Genomic DNA, 21,024 nt, shown 5'->3' on the forward strand with positions numbered 1-21,024 from the left:
TCTAATTAATGTTCACAAAATGTTCATTATTTTGGCAAAGATTGCTTTAATTCATCTGAAGAATTTTCCCACATGTCAGCATCGAATTCACGCAGAAAATCGGCTAATAATTTTTGCGATTTTTCGTCCATATGTTCCACGATGACATGGCCTTTCATCGATTTGTCCATGTGATTGACATGCTCCGGCATCGATTTATAAGCACGTTTAATCGAACGGTCTACCAGAATTTCGCAGCCGGTCACGCCATGAAAGTACGGACCATTCTCGCCACGCTCTACAGTAACCCATACAATCCAATACAGCTTGCCGTTCGGTACTTCGTTTCTGTCTTTTAAAAATTTCACCCTGCGCTCGACTTCACTTCTGGCGTGCATCGCCCCATATCGACAAAGGCACGGTCTTCATTCGGATCAATGATAACAGGAGAAATATTTTCTAAACTAACCGAACCAACACCGTATCCACCATGACCATCCGTCGAATCGTCCTTCATGATCGTAAACGCATTGGATTTCTTTTTCTTCTCTTCACTCATGATTTATCCTCCTACTTCTTTTACTTTTCATTGTAGCATGTTTAAAATGGTGTTTTCATCTTCTTTGTTTCCCCGTTTTTGCTTTTTACGATACAATATATATATCTTTTATGATAAAGGAGCAGATCATATGCCATATGTCACCGTACAAATGCTAGAAGGAAGAACAGATGAACAACGCAAAGCACTAATCGAAAAAGTAACCGACGCCGTCGTCGAAACAACTGGCGCGACCCGCGATAAGGTTGTCGTATTCGTAGAGGATATTGATAAGCGTAATTATGGTGTTGGCGGTAAGCGTCTGGTTGATTGATTTATTGTGAAAGCCGAGCGATTTGTTTCGTTCGGCTTTTTTATTTCAAGTCAAGAAAGCATATAATCACTGTCACAAAGAGAGACTTCCATCAGTCGGGGGATTAAGTAAAGTAGAACAGTCTGACATTGTGGTCATTTTGAAAGATTTCATCTGCTTCGCAAAGCTCCGGAAATAGGCTCCGCGTCCTGTGGGCACGGCTTCAGCTAACTTAGGAAAGAAAATCCTTTTCTTTCCTAAGTGGATCTTCAGCTCGCGCTGATTCCACGGGAGTCTCCGCCTATTTCCTACGCTTTAGGGAAGTGCTACAATGTATGGAACAGCAAAAAGCAGTGGTTCTAGGCATTTATCCATAGCTATTATATATGCATGTGATCAATAAGCTAGCTCTGACAAAAGTTGTAGAGTCCCTATCCTAGCGTAGGCCAACCACGGAGACTCCCGCGGGATTATGCAGGCGCTGAAGATCCACAACGTCTGCACCTGCGTCTTCTAGTAACGCTTCGAAGTAGGCTTCCTCGGTGCAAGGCAGCAGAGAAGTGATTCGTGTAGTAGCCTAGCTTCAGCCGTGCCCCGCAGGACGCGGAGTGGTTGGCCGAAGCGATATCCCAGCACATTAAATATCTCAATATGGATGCTCGGCTAACAGGCTGACTTTACCGGTTTTTCTAATGAAAATGCAACTGTAACTGTGACAGGTTCGTGGGGATGTGTTTTGCTTGGTTGTTTAGTCACTCGTTCATTACTGCTTTTTCTTTTGATTATTTGATAGGAAAAGGTAATAGAATCATACTCACCACAAGCAATTCCACTTTTATCCTCTTTTGTGCTATAATCTCCTTAACTACTTTTGTGTTAAAGGTTGTGTATAGCATGCTTTTCGTAAGTATCGGCGGGTTATATTGGGGCGACATTGTTTTCTCACTCGTATTACTGCTGTTAATAGTTATAGTGATCACGGTGACCTGGTACACGTCGCGCTTGAGACCTCGCAAACAGCAAATGAATCGGATTGAGGATAAGTTGGATCGTCTATTAGACGAAAAAAAATAACCCACCTTCGTAAGGGGGTTATTTTTTAATGCTGTTAATATATTCCCAAGCTTGTTCGATATCTTCTGATGTGTAGTTCGATTTTGCTTTGACTTCCTGCACTTTTTGTTCAATTTCCTGCTTTGGTAAGTGATCAAAATAAAGCATGGTGGAAACGAGCTCTAAGAAACGGGAACTCTGTTCTTTCATTTGCTTTGCTATCGAAATCTCCGGGGGCAGTTCTGTGTTGGAATGTTTAAGAAAATCTTCACCTTGTTCCGTTACTTGATAACGATATTGATAATAATTGCTCTTCTTTTCTTTTACCTCTGATACAAATCCAAGATTCGTTAACTCCTCGATTCGTAAGCTTAGTTCTTCTGAGTAGGGTCCATAGAAATAAAAGGTATATTTCTCCTCAAATGGCAGCCCTAATTTTTTCATAATGTAAATGATTTTCTGCAGTTTCTTCCGACCGACAATTCCTTCCGATGCTGCGATTACTTTAACAAGCTTTGCATGGTTATCTAACAATGAAAACACCCCAGTTTTTTATCAGTTTAATATCTCTTTGATTTTCGCCTTTTCCGGTCGATCATCCGGTAATTGTTCGATTAAATCTTTAGGATAATATAGTTTATGGTCTGTCCGTTTTTTACCTGATATCGCCTCAACAATATCAGACTGACGGGACAACTCTCGTAATTCCTGATTTGGTAATAATAGATGAATCGGCAGACGTTCCTCCTCTTCACCTGGACGATAAAAATCATACGGCAAATCGGACGAAGAATCAACTACCAAATAATAGTCAGGATCAAGATCGATTGCCTGGAACAGTTGGTATAACTGCATCCATTCGTTCATTTGTAAATTCGGATTAAATTCGACATATTTAAATAAACGCCTGTTGACAAATCGATAGGCGAGATCACTTAAAATCGGATCGTCTTCTTCGGCCCACATTTGGAAATAATAAAGAACGAAAGCTTCATCCAAACGAATGTAATCTTCTAAGGAAACCTGTTCTTTAAAAAATGACTCAAACGGCGTCGGCTCTACTTTAAACGTATAGCCCTCTTCAAACAACTGTTTGACGCGATGCAGGATTTTCGTCAAGATGACTTCGGCGCTGCGGGTAACCGGGTGAAAATAAACCTGCCAATACATCTGATAGCGGCTCATGATATAGTCCTCGACCGCATGCATCCCCGACTCTTTAATCACGACTTGATCTTCAACCGGGCGCATCACGCGGAGGATCCGTTCCATATCAAAATGGCCGTAACTGACCCCTGTGAAATAGGCATCACGCTGCAGGTAATCCATCCGGTCGGCATCAATCTGACTGGAAATCAGGCTGACAACCAGTTTGTCATGATAGGTTTTGTTAATAACATCTGCAACTTTTTGCGGGAAATCTTTGCTTACTCGGGTTAACACGCGATTAACTTCGGTATCACCTAATATAATCGCTCTGGTGAACTCCTCGTGATCGAGGCGGAACACTTTTTCGAATGAGTGGGAAAACGGTCCATGTCCCAGGTCATGCAGCAACGCGGCACACAAGCACAGCAAGCGCTCTTCATGATTCCATTTAGGCCTGTCCGCAAAATTAATTAAAATGCGACGTACAATTTCATAGACACCCAGCGAATGATTGAAGCGACTATGTTCTGCACCGTGGAAAGTGAAAAACGATGTGCCAAGCTGCTTAATTCGTCTTAACCGTTGAAATTCTTTCGTGCCGATCAAATCCCAGATCACGCGGTCCCGCACGTGCACGTACCGGTGAACAGGATCTTTAAATACTTTCTCCTCGTGTAACTGGTCATCTTTATAAGCCATGGCAAATACCTTCCTCTTTTTTCTTACTATTAGTATAATATAGATTCAAATGTACGAAAAGGTTTGGAGGATAATAATGAAAGATTGGAAGCAATTTTTTTTAGATAAACAAATACGAGTGGTTGATCACCGCGATCCGGAAGCGCTTGGAACAGCGATGGCATCCTTTGCTGCTGATGACGCCTTATGTGAATCGATCGGTCAGACAAAAGATGATATCGCCTGCCGTTTCTGGGTCCACGACAAAACAGTGGTACTTGGGATATTGGACAGTCGTCTTCCTGCGATCCGTGAGGCAATCGATTTTTTAGAAGATGCAGGCTATGATGTTGTCGTCCGCAATTCTGGTGGACTAGCGGTAGTGCTGGATGAGGATGTACTCAACTTCTCCTTTATTTTACCCGATTTGCAGGAGATGGGGATTCACTCCGGCTATCAGCTGATGACAGCATTCGTCCAGGATATGTATCGCGATCTGACCGATGAGATTGAAGCCTTTGAGGTCGTTGGTTCTTATTGTCCTGGTGATTATGATTTAAGTATTCGCGGCAAAAAATTCGCCGGTATTTCCCAGCGCCGGGTCAAAAAAGGAATCGCGGTACAGATTTATTTATGCGTACGCGGCAGTGGAGCCGAGCGCGCGGCATTGATCCGTGATTTTTATCAAAAAGGAGATGCTGTTAAGTCCGAGCGGTTCACCTATCCCGTTGTGGAGCCGGAAACGATGATGTCTTTAGCAGAATTAACGGGCGAAGCATTGACGGTGGAAGATAGTATCGAGCGGGTGATAAGACTGTTGGGTGATGTGGAATGGCGTGATCTCGCCGGGGCTGAGCTCAAAGTGTTTGAAGAACGGATGAAACAAATGGTCGATCGCAATCGAAAAGTACTCAAGTGAGTACTTTTTGATTCGATTGAGGAAGCTGGACCTGATAACCGATGCCGTGCTCGTCTGGTAATGTGACGTAGCCGTTCTCTACTTCTACCTCTGGTGTGATGATGTCCTGATGCCAATAGCGATTCGAAGCCCCGGGATCGGCAGGGTATTGAAAATTGGGGAGTGTTGCCAGCGCCAACGATTGCACGCGCCCTACTCCGGCTTCAAGCATACCGCCGCACCAGACGGGAATGCCATGTTGCTGACAATAATCGTGGATGCGAATCGCATTGGTAAAGCCACCTACTTTTCCTAGTTTAATGCTGATGATCTGGCAGCTTTTTAGCTGAATTGCCGTTCGGACATCTGCAAATGTGTGAATGCTCTCGTCTAAACAAATCGGTGTTTGCAATTGCTCCTGCAACCGGGCATGATCGATGAAATCGTTGTGCGCCAATGGCTGTTCGATCATCATTAAGTTGTAATCGTCGAACTTTTTGAGATGGTCGATATCGTTTAACGTATAGGCCGAGTTAGCGTCCGCCATTATCGGTACGTCTGGAAAATGACTGCGTACTTTTTCTAGTAATGTCAGGTCATACCCTGGCTTTATTTTTAGCTTGATCCGTTGATAGCCCGCTTGGATTGCTTGTTCGATTTTGGTAAGCATTAGGTCGTCACTTGGCTGCAGTCCTATCGCCGCTCCGACTGGGATTTTGTTCGTTTGCGCGCCAATTAGTTGGTAGAGTGGTTGTTGCTGCTGCTTGGCGTATAAATCCCAAACAGCTCCCTCGATGGCTGCTTTCGCCATATGGTTTCGGCGAACCGTGTGGAACGGAATAGCTCCCGGATCTGAAAAAGTCTGGTGCCTGATCAGCGGCCACAGATGGTTTTCAATCATGACTGCTACCGTATCCGTTGTCTCCTCTGTATACCAAGGCGCATCAAAAGCGACTGACTCACCAAAGCCGCTACGCCCTTCACGATCGATTAATTCTGTGATGATTATATCTTTTTCCGTTACTGTCGTACTGCTGTTAGCAAAGGGATGCTTCAACGACATCTTGAAGCGATGAAGGATGCATTTTTCAATCGTAATCATAGACGTGGCTCCTTTTATGGCCACTTTTGGATGTTTTATGGCCACTTTTTTGTGTTTTATGGCCACTTTTTCTCACTTTATGGCCACTTTTACTAGTTTTATGGCCACTTGCTTGTGTTTTATGGCCACTTGCTGCAATTTCTGGATGATAATAGGTAGCACCTTTTCTTACTCCTGTCTTATGAAAAGCTGCACGAGCGATTAATTTTCTCGTCGCATCCGCAGAAGGTATTTGCAAAAAATCTTGCACCATTGCTGTCGTAAGACGATTGTTCGTAAGTAAAGCTAGCTTATAGAGAAGCTGTACGTGTGCATCCGTACTCCGCGTTCCGCAATACGTGCATTGCCAGCGCATTCTTTCACGCATCATCGCACGTTTGCGGCAATCCGGACACGGAACTCCTTTCTTTAAATCTTCCCACAAAATATGATGTTTTTCTAGTATTGCGCTAAATCGTTCTTGATGCTGTGAAATGAGGAAGGATCGAATCTGTTTATTTTGTTCATGAGAGATTTGGGCGGAGTGATTTTTCGTTAATCGCTCTAAAATAGTCGGGACGGCTTGGGCGGTGAGGATCCTTTCGTGCTCAGGATAGTCGTGAAGCTTAAGAATAACGTTGGCATTCGTAAATACGGCAAAGCGGTAAGTTGGAAGCTGGTCGATTTGGTAATCACTGAAAAAAGTTCTCAAATTGGCATACTGGCGATCCACCTGCAAGATGGGGTCGTCAAATACTTCCTTTTTCGTTTCTGATTCGCGGACAAGCTGATGGGACTTGGCATCAAAATAGATCTCTCCAGTGTGACCTTTCACTTCAAAAATGACGAAATGCTTCTGTTAAGATCAGCCAATCTAATTGAAAGGGAACGTGATGTTCGAGTCGAAGCCTTTTTATACAGAGATTAAGTGGAATTTGTGACTGCTTGAGGTAAAATGCGAGGCTGTCTTCACTGGCTTGACCGATGTCATGCAGTCTGAATTGCTCTATTACTTGAACATATTCGGGGTGATCAGGAGGTAGCAATTCGGAGAGCGCCTGGTATTGCTGCCAAATGATCGCGGATTCTGGAATCAATAAAATCTCTCCTTTCTGCTAATTTAGTATAGCAAAAAAAAGCCGAACTAACACAAGCAGTTCGGCTTTTTTGATAATTATATTTATTTCGCTTCAGAGGCATCTAGTGCTTGTGCTGCTGTGATTAATGCTAATTTATAAGCGTCGTCACTGCTGCAGCCGCGGGATAGATCGTTGACTGGCTGGTTTAACCCTTGCAGGACTGGTCCTACTGCGTCAAAATTACCTAGGCGCTGTGCGATTTTGTAGCCGATGTTACCTGCTTCTAAGCTTGGGAATACGAATACGTTCGCGTCCCCTTTCAGAACAGATCCCGGTGCTTTTTTCTCTGCGACGGACGGTACGAACGCTGCGTCGAATTGGAACTCGCCATCTAACGTTACGTCCGGTGCCATTTCTTTCGCTACTTTTACTGCTTCTGCTACTTTTTCTGTTTCGTCTGATTTCGCAGATCCTTTTGTAGAGAAACTTAGCATCGCTACACGAGGGTCGATATTGAAAAGTTTTGCTGTTTCTGCACTGCCAATGGCAATTTCAGCAAGATCCTGGCTGTCTGGTGAAATATTAATGGCACAATCTGCGAAGACGTATTTCTCTTCTCCACGCACCATCACGAAGACACCTGAAGTCTTTTTGACACCTGCTTTTGTTTTGATGATTTGTAAGGCTGGACGTACTGTGTCCGCAGTAGAATGAGCCGCTCCACTTACAAGTCCGTCTGCGTTACCCATATAAACAAGCATTGTCCCGAAATAATTTTCATCTAGTAGAATCTTGCGGGCATCTTCTTCGGTCGCTTTACCTTTTCTTCGCTCCACAAAAGCTGCTACCATTTCATCAAATGCTGGATATGTGCTTGGATCGATGATTTCTACTCCATCGATCGCGATCGATAATTCTTTTGCTTTCTGTTCTATTTTTTCTTGAATTCCGACTAGTACAGGTTCTACAAATTGGTCTTCCTTTAACTTACTTGCCGCTGTTAGAATTCGTTCATCTAATCCTTCAGGAAAAACGATTTTTCTAGCATTTCCCTGTAATCTGCTTTTAATATCTGTAAATAATTCACTCATGATTACACCCTCCAATATCTTATCTGTATTATATGATACGCCTTTTCGTGTCATAATGAAAGCATCAGCTAAAATGAAGGCGTTTTATCTTCAAAATTTTTTATTTGTTCAAATTTATGGTAAATACTAGGTGATGATCATTGCTTTTCAATAAGTATTTTCCCCTAAATGTGTTATATTAAAACAAGAGTTAGTAAGCAAAGGAGTGAAGCTAAATGCCAGAAGCAGTAGAAACAATGGACGGTTGGTATTGTTTACACGATTTACGAACAATCGACTGGACAAAATGGAAAAAAGCAACCGAAGCGGAGCGCCAGCAAGCCGTTGAGGAGTTACAGACGATGCTCCGCGAATGGGAAGAAGTAGCAGAAGCACGAGATGGCAGCCATGCCTTCTATTCTATTATGGGACAAAAAGCAGACATCCTTCTTATGATCTTGCGTCCGACGATGCAGGAATTAAGCGAGATAGAGCTTCGTTTCAATAAGTCAAAAATTGCAGAGTTTACAAAGCCTAGTTATTCCTATGTATCTGTGGTGGAACTCTCTAAATATATGTCGAAGGAAAGTGATAATCCGGAAGACAATCCAGGTGTACGTGCCCGCTTAGCGCCAAAATTACCACTTTGGGATCATATTTGCTTTTATCCAATGGACAAGCGTCGCGAAGGAAACGATAATTGGTACATGCTTCCTTTCGATGAGCGTCGCCAATTAATGTATGAGCACAGTTTTACCGGCAGAAAATATGCAGGTGAAGTGAAGCAGGTCATTACTGGTTCGATGGGCTTTGATGACTGGGAATGGAGCGTCACGCTCTTTGCCAAAGACGTGTTACAATTGAAGAAAATTGTCTATGAAATGCGCTTTGATGTGGTCAGTGCCCGCTACGGGGAATTCGGACCTTTCTATGTCGGCAATATTTTAAAAACAGAAGACGTCCCAGCTTATTTAGCTATTTAAACACACGGTTTAGACCGTGTGTTTTTTTATCGTAAGGTTGCATTGTTTTTGAGCGCTCGTGTGGACTTGGCGTAGTACATACTCATTTCCCACTACGTCGTACTTTAACATTGCTGAAATTTTATGGCTTCCGACCGTACTTGGAGAATGCCTTCATTTTCTTTATGCATGTTTGTTTTAGATACTGCATATAGATGGCTAGTAGGAATACGGAAAAAAAGCACGAATGGATTCCCGACAACGGAAAGGAGCTTTTCAAAGATGAGTCAAGGACAAAACCCAAATCAGAGTCAAAGCAGGCCGCAGCAGCCGACAACTACTCAGCCATATATCCCGCAAACGTATAATTATGGTATGCAGGACGGGTACACTGGAGGTTACTCGTATCCGATGTATAACCAGATGCAACAATATCCATATGCCCAGCAGCAACAGCCTAGCATGACTGCCACACCTGGCATGCTTCCCATGGAAGAGTCGTATATTGAGAACATTTTGCGTTTAAACAAAGGAAAGACAGCAACCGTTTATATGACTTTTGAAAACAATGACCGTTGGAATGCCAAGATTTTTAAAGGGATTATTGAAGCAGCCGGTCGCGATCACATCATATTAAGTGATCCTGAAACCGGAAAACGCTACATTCTGTTAATGGTATACTTAGATTACATTACGTTTGACGAAGAAATTGTCTACGAATACCCATATGGTGCACAAACGGCCAACTACACACCACGCTAACAGACGCTAAAATCCGCTGGCCCTATGAGACCAGCGGATTTCTTTTATCTTCTTTTTCAGGAGGCAAAAACATGAATAAAAAAGCCGAAACACACGAAGTAATGATTAGCTTCTTTTGCATATCCCTTGCATTGATTGTGTTAGCCTGGCAATTTCATTCCGTCCTGCTTTGGATGCTTGCTTTAACCAGTCTGAGCGTTAATTTTTTTATGGAGGCTTTCAAAGAATGGAAGCTTGGTCGCCCACCGCTATTCTTCTCACAACAGCTGTTCAGAGGTTTAGGTCTACTTGGGATCGCTATCCTTCTCTTCTTTGTTTGACAGATTCTGTTTGGAAAAAGTGGTCCATTTTAAAACAGCACCGACAAAGTCGTCAAACGTCGAATAACTTCGAGATCGCTGATTATACCACTTTCTCACTGTCTCCACGACCCAGAACGGAATCGGCTTATTCGCAATCAGATGGTAATGCTCATCATATGCCTTCTTCAAATGTTCCCAGCGATAATCATTGCCAGCTTGCGAATACTCCGAGACATCGATGATTTTGGCCCGCCCATTTTGCAGTAAAATATTCTTCGTATGAATATCACGTGGGTTCAGGCCAAGCTCTCGCACATAGGTACGTGCCTCTTCCACCTCTGCTATCACTTCTTTCGGAATATACACACCTTGTAAGATGCAATCAAATAGTGTAATACCTTCCTCATAACTAATGACAAGATATTGTGCAGTCGCACCATAACAAGTCGGAAAAAATTGATTTTCTCCCAGCTGTTGATAAATCCCTTCCTCGATAGACAGCTTGTGCGTTTTGTCTTTCGCATATAGCTTAAATGCATACTCAGGTAAGTCCACATGTTGAAAAACAGCCGCATCTGTACCAATGCCGATGCATTTCAACTCATCAGACGTCCCTTTGATAAGAACAGGCTGATTCTGAGAAGTGGATTCCACCTCAATCTTATTCAAAGCGTCTCCTGCTTTCCTCCAGTTTCTCGTCATGATCCCATCTCCAAGCAGTTTTTTTATTAGAAAAACTCGGCATTCGCCTCGTCCATTAGCGAGTGCCGTAGTTTTTCTTATACTTGTTACATTTTAAATTTTCACTACGTCGAACTGCTTCTATGCTAAAATTTTATACTTTCCTAACGTGTTAGAAAAACGGGCATAACCCGCCGGTTCTATTGACTTAATTAATAAACAACTTCTTATAATATGGATTATGCCAACTAACAGCTTAGTGGTTATTTTGAAATATTATGTGTGGTATGATACCGCTCCGGCCAACCACTTCGCGTCCTGCGGGGCACGGCTTAAGCTAGGCTACTACTAGAATTGCTTCTCTGCTGCCTTGCACCGAGGAAGCCTACTTCGAAGCGTTACTAGTAGACACAGGTGCAGACGTTGTGGATCTTCAGCGCCTGCATAATCCCGCGGGAGTCTACGTGGTTGGCCTACGCTAAGATTGGGACTCTACAATCTTTGTCAGAGCTAATATATTGATTGCATGCATATATAATAGCTATGGAAAAATGCCAAGAACCACTGCTATTTGCTGTTACATACGTTGTAGCACTTCCCCAAAGCGTAGGAAATAGGCGGAGACTCCCGTGGAATCAGCGCGAGCTGAAGATCCATTTCATTTGTGCCTGTGTCTGCCAGTATTGCTTCGAAGTGGGCTTCCTCGGCACAAGGCAGCACAGGTGCTGTTCAAGTAGTAGCCTAGCTGAAGCCGTTCCCACAGGACGCGGAGCCTATTTCCGGAGCTTTGCTCAGCAGATAATTTATATCAAAATAACCATTTGGCAATACAGTTCCATTTAATTCCCTAATGTATAGAAAAAGAGGGTGTTCTTCACATCCCTCTTTCATCGTTCAACGTATTCTATCTTATGTGCATTACACATACTTCATGACTGCATAACCTAACAGCACCCAGCCGATTAAGAAGGCGACGCCGCCGAGTGGTGTAATCATTGCAAACGTCTTAATCGCAGTCGTTGAATATACATACAGACTGCCTGAGAATAGTATGATACCGGCAAAGAAGAACCAGCCTGCAGAGACAATACTTCCTCCGGTAAACTTCTGCATCAATAATCCGGTTGCGAGTAATGCCACGGTATGGAACATTTGATACAACACTGCTTTATCCCACGTCGCCAGCATTTTCTCTGATAATTTTCCTTCCAGTCCATGTGCACCGAACGCTCCGAGTGCTACGGCAAGAAAACCATTTAGGATACCTAACAATAAAAATATCTTCATTCGTTCTATCGCTCCCCTGTATTAAAAGTCAAGTAACGAATCTCCATTTGCATCTTCTTCCTTTAACTTCTTGCTGTCTGTTGTCGATGGTTTCGGACTTGGCTGCCCCACCATCTTTTCCCATTCTAAAGGATCAATGGATGAACTGCTTGTTGTCGTTACTTTGGAATCCTGATCTAACAATAAGTCGGTCAACGATTGGACAGCTTTCGCATGTTCGCGGACTTTCGATTCATTGTGCAATGCTTGTTCACATTCTGTTATAATTTTTCGCAAAATCTGCTGATTCGTTATCGCCATCTTCCTTCATCCTCTCACTGTCATTATACAATTCCTAGTGAATTTAAGGAAATAATAATGATTATAATTGGTGCGACAATTCGAATTAGGACTAACCAAACCGATGCCAACGCACTTTCCGTTAAATCCGCCGCTTCTAATGCCTCGCTTCTGGTAAAATACCAGCCGACAAACAGTGCCATCGTTAAACCGCCAATCGGCAAGAACACATTCGACGTGATATAATCAAAGGAATCTAAAATGTTATGATCGCCAATTAAGGTGACGCCACTCCATTTTCCCATACCGAGTGAAACGGTAATACCAGAGATGAAAATCACGATACTTGCGATTAATGATGCCTTTTTTCTCGACATGTTACGTGCACGCATCAAATAGGCAACTGGTACTTCCAACATGGAGATCGAAGAAGAAATAGCTGCTAAACTTAAGGCCGTGAAGAAGATAAAACCGACAATTCCACCGAAATTCATTTGATAGAAAATTTCCGGTAATGTAATAAACACAAGCGGTGGTCCAGAGCTTGGATCAATCCCAAAGGCAAATACTGCTGGAAAAATGACGATCCCTGAAATAATCGCAAAGCACGTATCCATGATCCCAATACCAACCGTAGCACTAGGCAGCTTGTGTTCTTTGGTTAAGTAACTGCCATACGTCATCATCGTCCCTACCCCAAGACTTAAGGAGAAAAATGCTTGTCCTAATGCCGAAATATAAACGCTCGGATCATCCAGCACCGACCAGTCTGGTTTAAATAAAAAGGCAAGACCTTCTGAAGCTCCCGGCAATGTCACACTGTAAATCGCCAAACCTATCATCATAAGTGCTAATAATGGCATTAAAATCTTGTTTGCTAATTCGATTCCTTTCTGCACACCACCAAGGACGATAAACATCGTAATCACCATAAACAAAGCATGCCAGCCTAACGGTGCGTAATCCTGGGCAATAAAGGTTTCAAATGAACCGCCAAAACCGACGTCAGGCATAACAGACATCGATCCTGTCAGGTAACGCCACCAGTAATACAATGCCCAACCTGCTACAACACTGTAAAAACTTAAGATTAAAAAGGCACTGGCAACCCCTAAATAACCAAGCATATACCACGGTTTATCCGGAGCTAGTTTCTTATAAGACCCGACAATATCCTGACGCGCCTTTCTTCCAATACTTACCTCAACTAGTAACAACGGAATACCTATGACTAACACACTTAAAATATATAAAATTAAAAATGCGCCTCCACCACTTTCACCTGCTACGTATGAGAAACGCCAAATATTACCTAAACCAACTGCTGAGCCCATTGCAGCCAACATGAACCCTATTCTCGAAGTCCAATTTTCTCGTTGCAAATTGTTTCACCTCATTCAACAAATTATAAAAGCTTTCCTTATTGTACATGATAAGCATTCGCTTTTCTACCTTGATTTTATGATGATATAATGATGTAAAGATATTTTAATATGACGGCCCGATTAAGGAGGATTTATGATGCAGGAAAAAATTAAATTAACGGGCGATCAGAGTCCGGTTAAGAAGATTCAACCAGTGTCTGGCGGCGATATTAATCAAGCTTATTATGTGCAGACAGCGAACCATGAATATTTTGTCAAAACCAATCAGGACGTCCCGGCGGATTTCTTTCAAATAGAAGCAGATGGATTAGAACGAATCAGGAATACCGAAACGATTGCGGTCCCAGCTGTTTACCATGTAGATCATGACGATGCAGATCAGGAATTAGCATTGATCATGGAATGGGTAGACGGACAGCCAACCGAACAGACTGGCAAAAGATTAGGAGAGCAATTAGCAGCCATGCACGCTACCGATGCCGGCGCGCAATATGGTTTAGACCAAAGAACATACGTCGGTTCACTCACTCAACAAAATCATTGGTATGACAACTGGGTAGATTATTATCGGGACAAGCGCCTGCGACCGCAATTAGACCTGGGGATATCGAATGGTCGTATAACTGGTATCCGCCAAACGAAATTAGAATATTTGCTAATCAATCTCGAACGCTTTATCCCGGCAAAGCCTCGCACTTCCTTATTACATGGTGATTTGTGGGGTGGAAACTGGCTTACAGGTGCTCACGGTCAGCCTTATCTGATTGATCCTTCTGTCCTTTATGGTGACCATCTGTTTGAATTAGCATTCACCGAGTTGTTCGGCGGCTTTCCTGCTCCCTTTTACCAAAGCTATCAGTCTTCCTTTCCATTAGAGGATTACTACGAAGACGTAAAACCGCTCTATCAACTGTTCTATTTGCTCGTGCATTTGAACTTATTTGGTGAAGCATATGGATCAAGTGTCGATCGTATACTAGACCATTACTCCGTGTAGAGATTGGGAGATAAATTGAGACTTCAATCAGTGGGGTTTTATGAACGGTTAGCACTGTGATAAATGCTATTCCTGCTGTATTGTCGGTTTTCGAAATTATACAAATTAAGCACAAGAGCCCTTTTGATATCCTTGAGTGGTCATACATTGGATTCTTATGGACAGCTTTTTCTCTTTTCTTTTTCAACTGTCCATAACATCCATTCTTATGGACAACTTTTTCTCTTTTCCTTTTCAACTGTCCATAACATCCATTCTTACGGACAACTTTTTCCTTTTTCCTCTTCAACTGTCCATAAGAATGGATAATATGATAGGAGCGAACATGTAAGACGATTCATCTCTTTTTCTTAGCTTATCGGCTGTGAGTCGTGCCCCGCGGAACGGAAAGTGGTTGGCAAAAGGCTTCATACCACACATAATATTTCAAAATGAACACCAAGCTGCTAACATAGTCCATATTATGGGAACTTAACTCCATAGCAATATGATTACAGCACCTATATACTTTCCCAACGTGCAAGAAAACACGGTACTCGCTAAGCGAATACCGTGTTTTCTAATTATTTAGCAGATGAATATTGTTCTCTGGTTTTTTCCTGGTAATGATAGGCTTTCTGTTCTTTTCTGTTTTGCCACCATTGCTGAAGATTGTTGAATTTCCCTTCGACAATGGGCTGCGTGAAGGTTACTACCGGCTTGGAAGCCAGGAACCAGACGATTGCTGCGGCGATAATGCCCATCCCGATCGTATCGAGATTATGATCTACTCTCAATAAGCTTGCCTCGCGCACGTATTGAATAATGATACCGTGCAGCAGATAGACATACATCGTATTTTGACCTAGCACCGTAAAAGTAAATCCACGTCTTGGCACGAGTAGCAAGATCGCGAACACCATTAGAGATGAAACAGCGTATAACAATGCTCGGAACACTCCACCATAAATACCTGCCTCTAATGTTTGATAGGATTTAGATCCGAACATCCATTCAGATGGAACGGTTGGCTCGATAAAGCAGATAGCGAATACGACGACAAGTACGCTGACGGCTGCTATTTTCATTGCACGCGTTTGCCATTTAAACAGTTGGTCTTTCGTTAACCAATACCCGATTAAAAAGAACGGAAAAAACACAAGTGTCCGGGATAAACTGAAACTAGGTCCTATCCATGAGATATATCCTGCTACCACCCCAACTGCGAAGGCAAGTGGTATCCCGTATTTCGGCTTGATTTTCTTATATCCAATCAGGAGCAAGTGCCAGCTGAATAAACTAAGCAGGAACCATAAGCCCCACAACGGATCGTATAAAGTAGTGTCCCAGCTATCCTTCCCTATCCCTAAAAAATAAAGGAAATAAAAGGCTTGGAACAACAGGTATGGTACCAGAATTCGTTTTGCTAATTTACCTATATATTGCTTGTTACCTATTCCTTTTGCAAAAAAACCGCTTACCAATACGAATATTGGCATGTGAAATAAATATATCCATTGATAAAGTACATTTACTAATTCAATATTTTCTTTAAGGGGCTGAATTAAATGCCCGAATACTACCAAAAAAATAAATAAGAGTTTGGCATTATCAAAGTATGCTTCTCTTTGCATTTTACATTCTCCCTTACTTTTCGATATTTCCATAATACCCACTTTAAAGAAGAACAAAAAGCAAATCTGACAATTGTTATCCTTTTGTAAATTAGATGTTAAAAAACTGCAAAGCTATCATTGTTTACGTAATATTTTTCGGAGGATTTTCATGAAGATGTAATGAGGAAGGTGGTGATGGGCATTTGGCATTTATTAACCGTTAGGGCGGGACTTTATATGAAAATCCCACCGTGTACTCTCACTCATAGATCACCGTTAGCAGACGGATTATTTAAATGAAATTAATTTACTTTGGATAATAAGAAAAACCGGGCATAATCCGCCCGGTCCTAATTGACTTAATCAATAAACAACTTCCTATAATATGGATTATGTAAACTAGCAGCTTAGCGGTACGGTAATTTTGAAATGTTTCAAGTGCTAGGATACCGCTCCGCCCAACCACTCCGCGTCCTGCGGGGCACGGCTGAAGCTAACTTTGTGAAGAAGATCGCTTCACAAAGTGGATCTTCAGCGCCTGCATAATCCCGCGGGAGTCTCCGTGGTTGGCCTACGCTAGGATGTGGACTCTACAACTTTTGTAAGAGATAGCATATTGATCACTGTATATATAACAGCAATTGAATGAATAACATAATGCCTAGATCCACTGCTTTTAGCTGTTCCATATGATGTAGCACTTCCCTTAAGCGCAGGAAATAGGCGGAGACTCCCGTGGAATCAGCGCGAGCTGAAGATCCATTTATGAAAGAAAAGAATTTTCTTTCATAAATTAGCTGAAGCCGTGCCCACAGGACGCGGAGCCTATTTCCGGAGCTTTGTTAAGCAGACGAAAACTATCATAATTAACTCCATATAAGAAAGATCCAGTTCACATAATCCATATTATAGGAACTAAAATTCATGTTCAATGTGATTACTGCTGTGACTGTACTTATATACTTTCTTTACTTATAAAAATAGGTGTAGTAAAATCTCTACACCTTAATGCGTACTATTCTTTTCCAGAAAAAAATGTAACCGATCATAGATTTCTTTGACACACGGACGTTGACGCACTTCTTGCTGCAGACAGCGGTCAATGATGGTTGCTAATGATTCATCCATCTCCCGATATGTCTGTACGCGGGCTGCTGGTCTTTCGAGTTGCTCATATCGTTCCCCTTCGAAAGATTGAAACGGTCGCTTGCCAGTTGCAGCAAAGAAAAGTACTGCTCCAATTCCCCATACATCCGCAGCTGTTGTCAAAATTTCTCCGCGTGCCTGTTCCGGAGCCATATACTGCTTTGTTCCAATTCCTTTTTTAATTTCCCCTGGTGTCGCAGCCAGATTGAGATCAATCACCTTAACAAGTGGTGGCTGAGAAATGATATTAGAAGGCTTAAGATCTAAGTGTAAAAGGTCATTCAGGTGCAAATAATGAATGACTGAGCAAAGCTGCACGCCAAGATGTGCCAACTCCTTTACTGACAAGCATTTGTTTTGATTCGTAAGATTTCTAATCAAACGGGAGAGTGTCTCGCCTGTTAACGTTTCTTCTATCAATACCGGAATTGGAGTGGCTGCTATTTCGTATCCACGAACCAGGTTATGGTGAGACAAAGCTGTTAAACACTCGCCTTCTTTTATCAATCGGTTATGCGCAAGCTCATTTTCTACCGCCTCCGGTTGCAAGGTTTTTGCAATACATCCCGTAAGTCGCTCATCACTCCAGACGTAGTAGACATCGCAATCTTTCCCACGTCTCATATGATGAATCACTGTATAACCAGGGATCAGCGATTCTCCCTTAAGCAGCGGGTCTTTATTTCCGCTTTTATTAAGCATATTCGTTTGCGGTACCATAAGAATGGATCAACTCCCTTTCCGTAATCTGATGCTTCTTACAATGAGTGAACAGCAGTTTCATGCCCTGTCTCTCCTTGCTGCATATAATAGAGGGTCGCGTATTTTCCGTCTTGTGCCAGTAATGCTTCGTGCGATCCCATTTCCTTCACTTCTCCCTCTTCAAGATATAATATCCGGTCTGCAAATGCAGCACTTCTTAAGTTATGAGTGATAATGAGGGTGGCTTTCTCCTCCATCAACCGCTTAATTGGATTCAAAAGACGTCTTTCTGAACCGCCATCAAGCCCTTCCGTTGGTTCATCAAGAATTAAAATAGGCGCATTTCGGATCATCGATCTGGCAATGGCTAGCCGTTTTTGCTGCCCGCCTGATAAATTCCTGCCTTTTTGCCCTATCCATGTATCGTATCCGTTATCCATATCTCGTATAAATTCATGCGCATCTGCAAATTTCGCAGCTTTTACAATCTCCTCATCTGTAGCTCCAGGATTTCCGTATGCAATATTTTCTTTTACTGTGCCATCGAAAATAAGTGATTCTTGAAAAAGCACAGCTATGTTTTCTCTTAATGAATCGATCTGTAATCCTTTCAGCACATTTCCGTCCAGTAAAATTCTGCCGTTCGTTGGGTCATAAAAGCGCATGAGTAATTTAACAATAGTTGATTTACCTACTCCACTCGAACCAACGAGTGCAACAGATTCACCTGGTTCAATTTGAAAAGAAACATTAGAAAGAATCGTTTTCGACTTATCTGGATAGGAAAAAGAAACTTGATCAAATTCTATCCGAGCAGCAGGATGTTCCAATGCATACGCAGATTCTTTGACTAATGGCTTTTCTTCCAAATATTCGATCACTCTTTCAGCACTTGCTGATGCGGAATAGATAGTATTTAATAATTTGCTTAATCTTCGCACAGGGGCGTATAACTTGCTTAGCAGGGTTACAAATGCGATAAGTGTCCCTAGTGTAATACCACCATTAAAAAGGAGCCAAGCCCCGGCAACCATGACAACCAGTGTCCCTGCCATCTCAATAAAACTTATTACAGGTGTAAATGCTGCCTTTAATCGTACTTTCAACATTTTTGCCTTAAAGCTTCGCTGATTTTGTAAGGAGAATCGTTTACTTTCTGCTTCCTGCTGGTTATATGCTTGCATTAGAGCTACGTTTGAAAAGCTTTCCTCAGATAAAGCGTTTATTGCTCCTTCTCTACGAGTGCGCTCACGTGAAGCCATCTTTATTCTTTTTGAGAAAAAGCGTGTCACCAAATAAAAAAGTGGAACAACAACGAGAGAAACCAACGCCAATTTCCACTCCATGAAAAAAAGCATCCCCGTAAAAACAACTATTTGAAATAGATAGGAAACAGCGGAGGTTGCTCCAGTTATAACCAGACGTTCAATGGATGCAATATCACCTGAGATTCTTGAGATAATATCCCCAAGTTTGTGCTCAACAAAAAAGTGAAGAGACAATCCTTGCAGATGTTCAAAAAGGCTTTTCCTTAAGGAAAGAATAAAACTTTCTCCGACCCAATTGGATAAATAAGTCCCACTAAAATAAAGTATGCCGTGTATTATTGTCAGTCCTAAATACGAAAAGATGAGCCAATAGAGGGGATCGAAATCACCATTTGTGAGTACGCTGTCGATAAAAACCTGTAAAAGCCAAATGGTTCCTGACTGAACGATTGGCTGAAGCGCGATCAACAGTAAGCTTAAGATGATCCAATAACGGTAAGGCCGAGCATATGGCCAAAACCTGCGGAAGATATCCATTACTGGAACAGGCGGAGATTCAGATATCAGATTATCACCAGTATCTTCTATTCTCCATAAGCTCTTAAATCTATGAAAAAGTGAAAGTTGTTTCATTTTATCTACTATTCGCTGTATTCTTTCTTTCATACCTCTCCCCCTTGAAAGAGAGGGCTCCTATAAGAAGGAGCCGCACATAAAGTGTTCTAACTCTGCGATTATGAATCACTGTTACTTGGAGCACTGTAACTTTCTTCGCTATAACTCACACTAGATATTTCGGTGGATGCGGCTGGTGTTACTACATCAAAATAGGTCATTTTATTTTCACCTCCTCTTGATCTTGTACTAGTGCTTCATGCAAGAATGAGAAGCCTAAACAAGTCTCTTAACATTCCATTCCTCTCATCTCTGCAAAAAGATCAACATTCTAACTCTGCAATTATGAATCACTGTTACTTGGAGCGCTGTAACTCTCTTCGCTGTAACTCACACTAGATGTTTCGGTGGATGCGGCTGGTGTTACTACATCAAAATAGGTCATTTATTTTCACCTCCTCTTGATCTATTACTAGTATTCCATATAAGAATGAGAAACCTATGAACGAATAATGAGAAAATTCTGATAATACAATGAACAAACGCTCATATTTTCATTTTTTAATTAAGAAAACCGGGCATAACCCGCCCGGCACTAATTGATTTAAATTTTATTTAACTACCTATAATATGGATTATGTGAACTGGATCTTTCTTACATGGAGTTAATTATGATAGTTTTCGTCTGCTTAACAAAGCTCCGGAAATAGGCTCCGCGTCCTGTGGGCACGGCTTCAGCTAGGCTACTACTTGAACAGCACCTGTGCTGCCTTGTGCCGAGGAAGCCCACTTCGAAGCAATACTGGCAGACACAGGCACAAATGAAATGGATTTTCAGCTCGCGCTGATCCCACGGGAGTCTCCGCCTATTTCCTGCGCTTAAGGGAAGTGCTACAACGTATATAAAAGTGAAAAGCAGCGGTGCTAGGCATTATCCATATTAAAGATGAGGTAAAGACACTAAAGGATATCGATCAAAATACTAGCTGTATTATTAATTGTAGAGCAAAGCCATAGCGTAGGCCAACCACGTAGACTCCCGCGGGATTAGGCGGGCGCTGAAGATCCACAACGTCTGCACCTGTGTCTACTAGTAACGCTTCGAAGTAGGCTTCCTCGGTGCAAGGCAGCAGAGAAGCAATTCTAGTAGTAGCCTAGCTTCAGCCGTGCCCCGCAGGACGCGAAGTGGTTGGCCGAAGCGGCAT

The 21,024-nt window shown here is 42.3% G+C and carries 20 protein-coding genes and 1 pseudogene; 7 read left to right on the forward strand and 14 right to left on the reverse strand.

The window, feature by feature from the left end; all coding sequences use genetic code 11:
* Positions 1 to 26: 26 nt before the first annotated feature.
* A pseudogene (locus MUN87_RS09595) lies at positions 27 to 538 on the reverse strand (YwhD family protein).
* Between the two features lie 130 nt (positions 539 to 668).
* Here MUN87_RS09595 and thmT point away from each other — a divergent pair.
* A complete protein-coding gene (gene thmT / locus MUN87_RS09600; RefSeq protein WP_244747547.1) occupies positions 669 to 851 on the forward strand; it encodes a 2-hydroxymuconate tautomerase in 183 nt (60 codons plus the stop codon).
* Positions 852 to 1,724: 873 nt separating this feature from the next.
* Positions 1,725 to 1,904 carry a hypothetical protein gene (locus MUN87_RS09605; RefSeq protein ID WP_244747548.1) on the forward strand — a complete coding sequence of 60 codons (180 nt, stop codon included), beginning with the start codon at positions 1,725 to 1,727 and terminating at the stop codon, positions 1,902 to 1,904.
* A gap of 18 nt (positions 1,905 to 1,922) precedes the next feature.
* Here MUN87_RS09605 and MUN87_RS09610 read toward each other — a convergent pair whose 3' ends face one another.
* Both MUN87_RS09610 and MUN87_RS09615 read right to left on the reverse strand, forming a co-directional pair.
* Positions 1,923 to 2,417: a YwgA family protein gene (locus MUN87_RS09610; RefSeq protein ID WP_244747549.1), complete on the reverse strand. Its 495-nt coding sequence runs from the start codon at positions 2,415 to 2,417 to the stop codon at positions 1,923 to 1,925.
* A gap of 21 nt (positions 2,418 to 2,438) precedes the next feature.
* Positions 2,439 to 3,731: an HD domain-containing protein gene (locus tag MUN87_RS09615; protein ID WP_244747550.1), complete on the reverse strand. Its 1,293-nt coding sequence runs from the start codon at positions 3,729 to 3,731 to the stop codon at positions 2,439 to 2,441.
* 76 nt (positions 3,732 to 3,807) lie between these two features.
* Here MUN87_RS09615 and MUN87_RS09620 point away from each other — a divergent pair, with 76 nt between their 5' ends.
* Positions 3,808 to 4,629: a lipoate--protein ligase family protein gene (locus tag MUN87_RS09620; RefSeq protein WP_244747551.1), complete on the forward strand. Its 822-nt coding sequence runs from the start codon at positions 3,808 to 3,810 to the stop codon at positions 4,627 to 4,629.
* Here the strand turns inward: MUN87_RS09620 and menC are convergent.
* The 4 genes from menC to pta all read right to left on the reverse strand — a co-directional run bounded on the left by menC (position 4,622) and on the right by pta (position 7,859).
* On the reverse strand, positions 4,622 to 5,710 hold the full coding sequence (gene menC / locus MUN87_RS09625) for an o-succinylbenzoate synthase (protein ID WP_244747552.1): 1,089 nt from the start codon (positions 5,708 to 5,710) through the stop codon (positions 4,622 to 4,624). The genes MUN87_RS09620 and menC overlap by 8 nt on opposite strands.
* Positions 5,697 to 6,524: an NERD domain-containing protein gene (locus tag MUN87_RS09630; RefSeq protein ID WP_244747553.1), complete on the reverse strand. Its 828-nt coding sequence runs from the start codon at positions 6,522 to 6,524 to the stop codon at positions 5,697 to 5,699. The genes menC and MUN87_RS09630 overlap by 14 nt, the downstream gene beginning before the upstream one ends.
* Before the next feature lies 1 nt (position 6,525).
* Complete coding sequence (locus MUN87_RS09635; protein WP_244747554.1) at positions 6,526 to 6,786, reverse strand: hypothetical protein; 261 nt, start codon at positions 6,784 to 6,786, stop codon at positions 6,526 to 6,528.
* An 83-nt stretch (positions 6,787 to 6,869) separates the two neighbouring features.
* Positions 6,870 to 7,859 (reverse strand): phosphate acetyltransferase, encoded by a 990-nt coding sequence (pta, locus tag MUN87_RS09640; protein WP_244747555.1) that lies wholly within the window; start codon positions 7,857 to 7,859, stop codon positions 6,870 to 6,872.
* 215 nt (positions 7,860 to 8,074) lie between these two features.
* Between pta and hemQ the strand changes: the two genes are divergently transcribed.
* The 3 genes from hemQ (at position 8,075) to MUN87_RS09655 (ending at position 9,882) form a co-directional block, all read left to right on the forward strand.
* On the forward strand, positions 8,075 to 8,821 hold the full coding sequence (gene hemQ, locus MUN87_RS09645) for a hydrogen peroxide-dependent heme synthase (RefSeq protein WP_244747556.1): 747 nt from the start codon (positions 8,075 to 8,077) through the stop codon (positions 8,819 to 8,821).
* 261 nt (positions 8,822 to 9,082) lie between these two features.
* Positions 9,083 to 9,562, forward strand: a complete 480-nt coding sequence (gerQ, locus tag MUN87_RS09650; RefSeq protein ID WP_244747557.1) for a spore coat protein GerQ — start codon at positions 9,083 to 9,085, stop codon at positions 9,560 to 9,562.
* Between the two features lie 71 nt (positions 9,563 to 9,633).
* Positions 9,634 to 9,882 (forward strand): hypothetical protein, encoded by a 249-nt coding sequence (locus MUN87_RS09655; protein ID WP_244747558.1) that lies wholly within the window; start codon positions 9,634 to 9,636, stop codon positions 9,880 to 9,882.
* Here MUN87_RS09655 and MUN87_RS09660 read toward each other — a convergent pair.
* The 4 genes from MUN87_RS09660 to MUN87_RS09675 form a co-directional block, all read right to left on the reverse strand.
* Positions 9,847 to 10,566 carry a serine/threonine protein kinase gene (locus MUN87_RS09660; protein ID WP_244747559.1) on the reverse strand — a complete coding sequence of 240 codons (720 nt, stop codon included), beginning with the start codon at positions 10,564 to 10,566 and terminating at the stop codon, positions 9,847 to 9,849. The genes MUN87_RS09655 and MUN87_RS09660 overlap by 36 nt on opposite strands.
* Before the next feature lie 897 nt (positions 10,567 to 11,463).
* On the reverse strand, positions 11,464 to 11,832 hold the full coding sequence (locus MUN87_RS09665; protein WP_244747560.1) for a DUF423 domain-containing protein: 369 nt from the start codon (positions 11,830 to 11,832) through the stop codon (positions 11,464 to 11,466).
* 21 nt (positions 11,833 to 11,853) lie between these two features.
* Positions 11,854 to 12,132, reverse strand: coding sequence for a YwdI family protein (locus MUN87_RS09670; RefSeq protein WP_244747561.1), 279 nt, complete (start codon positions 12,130 to 12,132; stop codon positions 11,854 to 11,856).
* 23 nt (positions 12,133 to 12,155) lie between these two features.
* Entirely contained in the window at positions 12,156 to 13,493 is a 1,338-nt protein-coding gene (locus tag MUN87_RS09675; protein ID WP_244747562.1) for a sodium-dependent transporter, read from the reverse strand.
* A 136-nt stretch (positions 13,494 to 13,629) separates the two neighbouring features.
* Here MUN87_RS09675 and MUN87_RS09680 point away from each other — a divergent pair, with 136 nt between their 5' ends.
* The gene (locus MUN87_RS09680) at positions 13,630 to 14,493 is read left to right on the forward strand and encodes a fructosamine kinase family protein (protein WP_369414019.1); all 864 of its coding nucleotides are present in this window, start codon (positions 13,630 to 13,632) and stop codon (positions 14,491 to 14,493) included.
* Positions 14,494 to 15,056: 563 nt separating this feature from the next.
* Here MUN87_RS09680 and MUN87_RS09685 read toward each other — a convergent pair.
* The 3 genes from MUN87_RS09685 to MUN87_RS09695 all read right to left on the reverse strand — a co-directional run bounded on the left by MUN87_RS09685 (position 15,057) and on the right by MUN87_RS09695 (position 19,870).
* A complete protein-coding gene (locus tag MUN87_RS09685; protein WP_244747563.1) occupies positions 15,057 to 16,106 on the reverse strand; it encodes an acyltransferase family protein in 1,050 nt (349 codons plus the stop codon).
* A gap of 987 nt (positions 16,107 to 17,093) precedes the next feature.
* Entirely contained in the window at positions 17,094 to 17,954 is an 861-nt protein-coding gene (locus MUN87_RS09690; protein WP_244747564.1) for a serine/threonine-protein kinase, read from the reverse strand.
* 38 nt (positions 17,955 to 17,992) lie between these two features.
* A complete protein-coding gene (locus MUN87_RS09695; RefSeq protein ID WP_244747565.1) occupies positions 17,993 to 19,870 on the reverse strand; it encodes an ABC transporter ATP-binding protein in 1,878 nt (625 codons plus the stop codon).
* Between the last annotated feature and the right edge of the window lie 1,154 nt (positions 19,871 to 21,024).

Source organism: Gracilibacillus salinarum, assembly GCF_022919575.1.
In the GTDB taxonomy this organism is placed as follows: Bacteria; Bacillota; Bacilli; order Bacillales; family Amphibacillaceae; genus Gracilibacillus; species Gracilibacillus salinarum.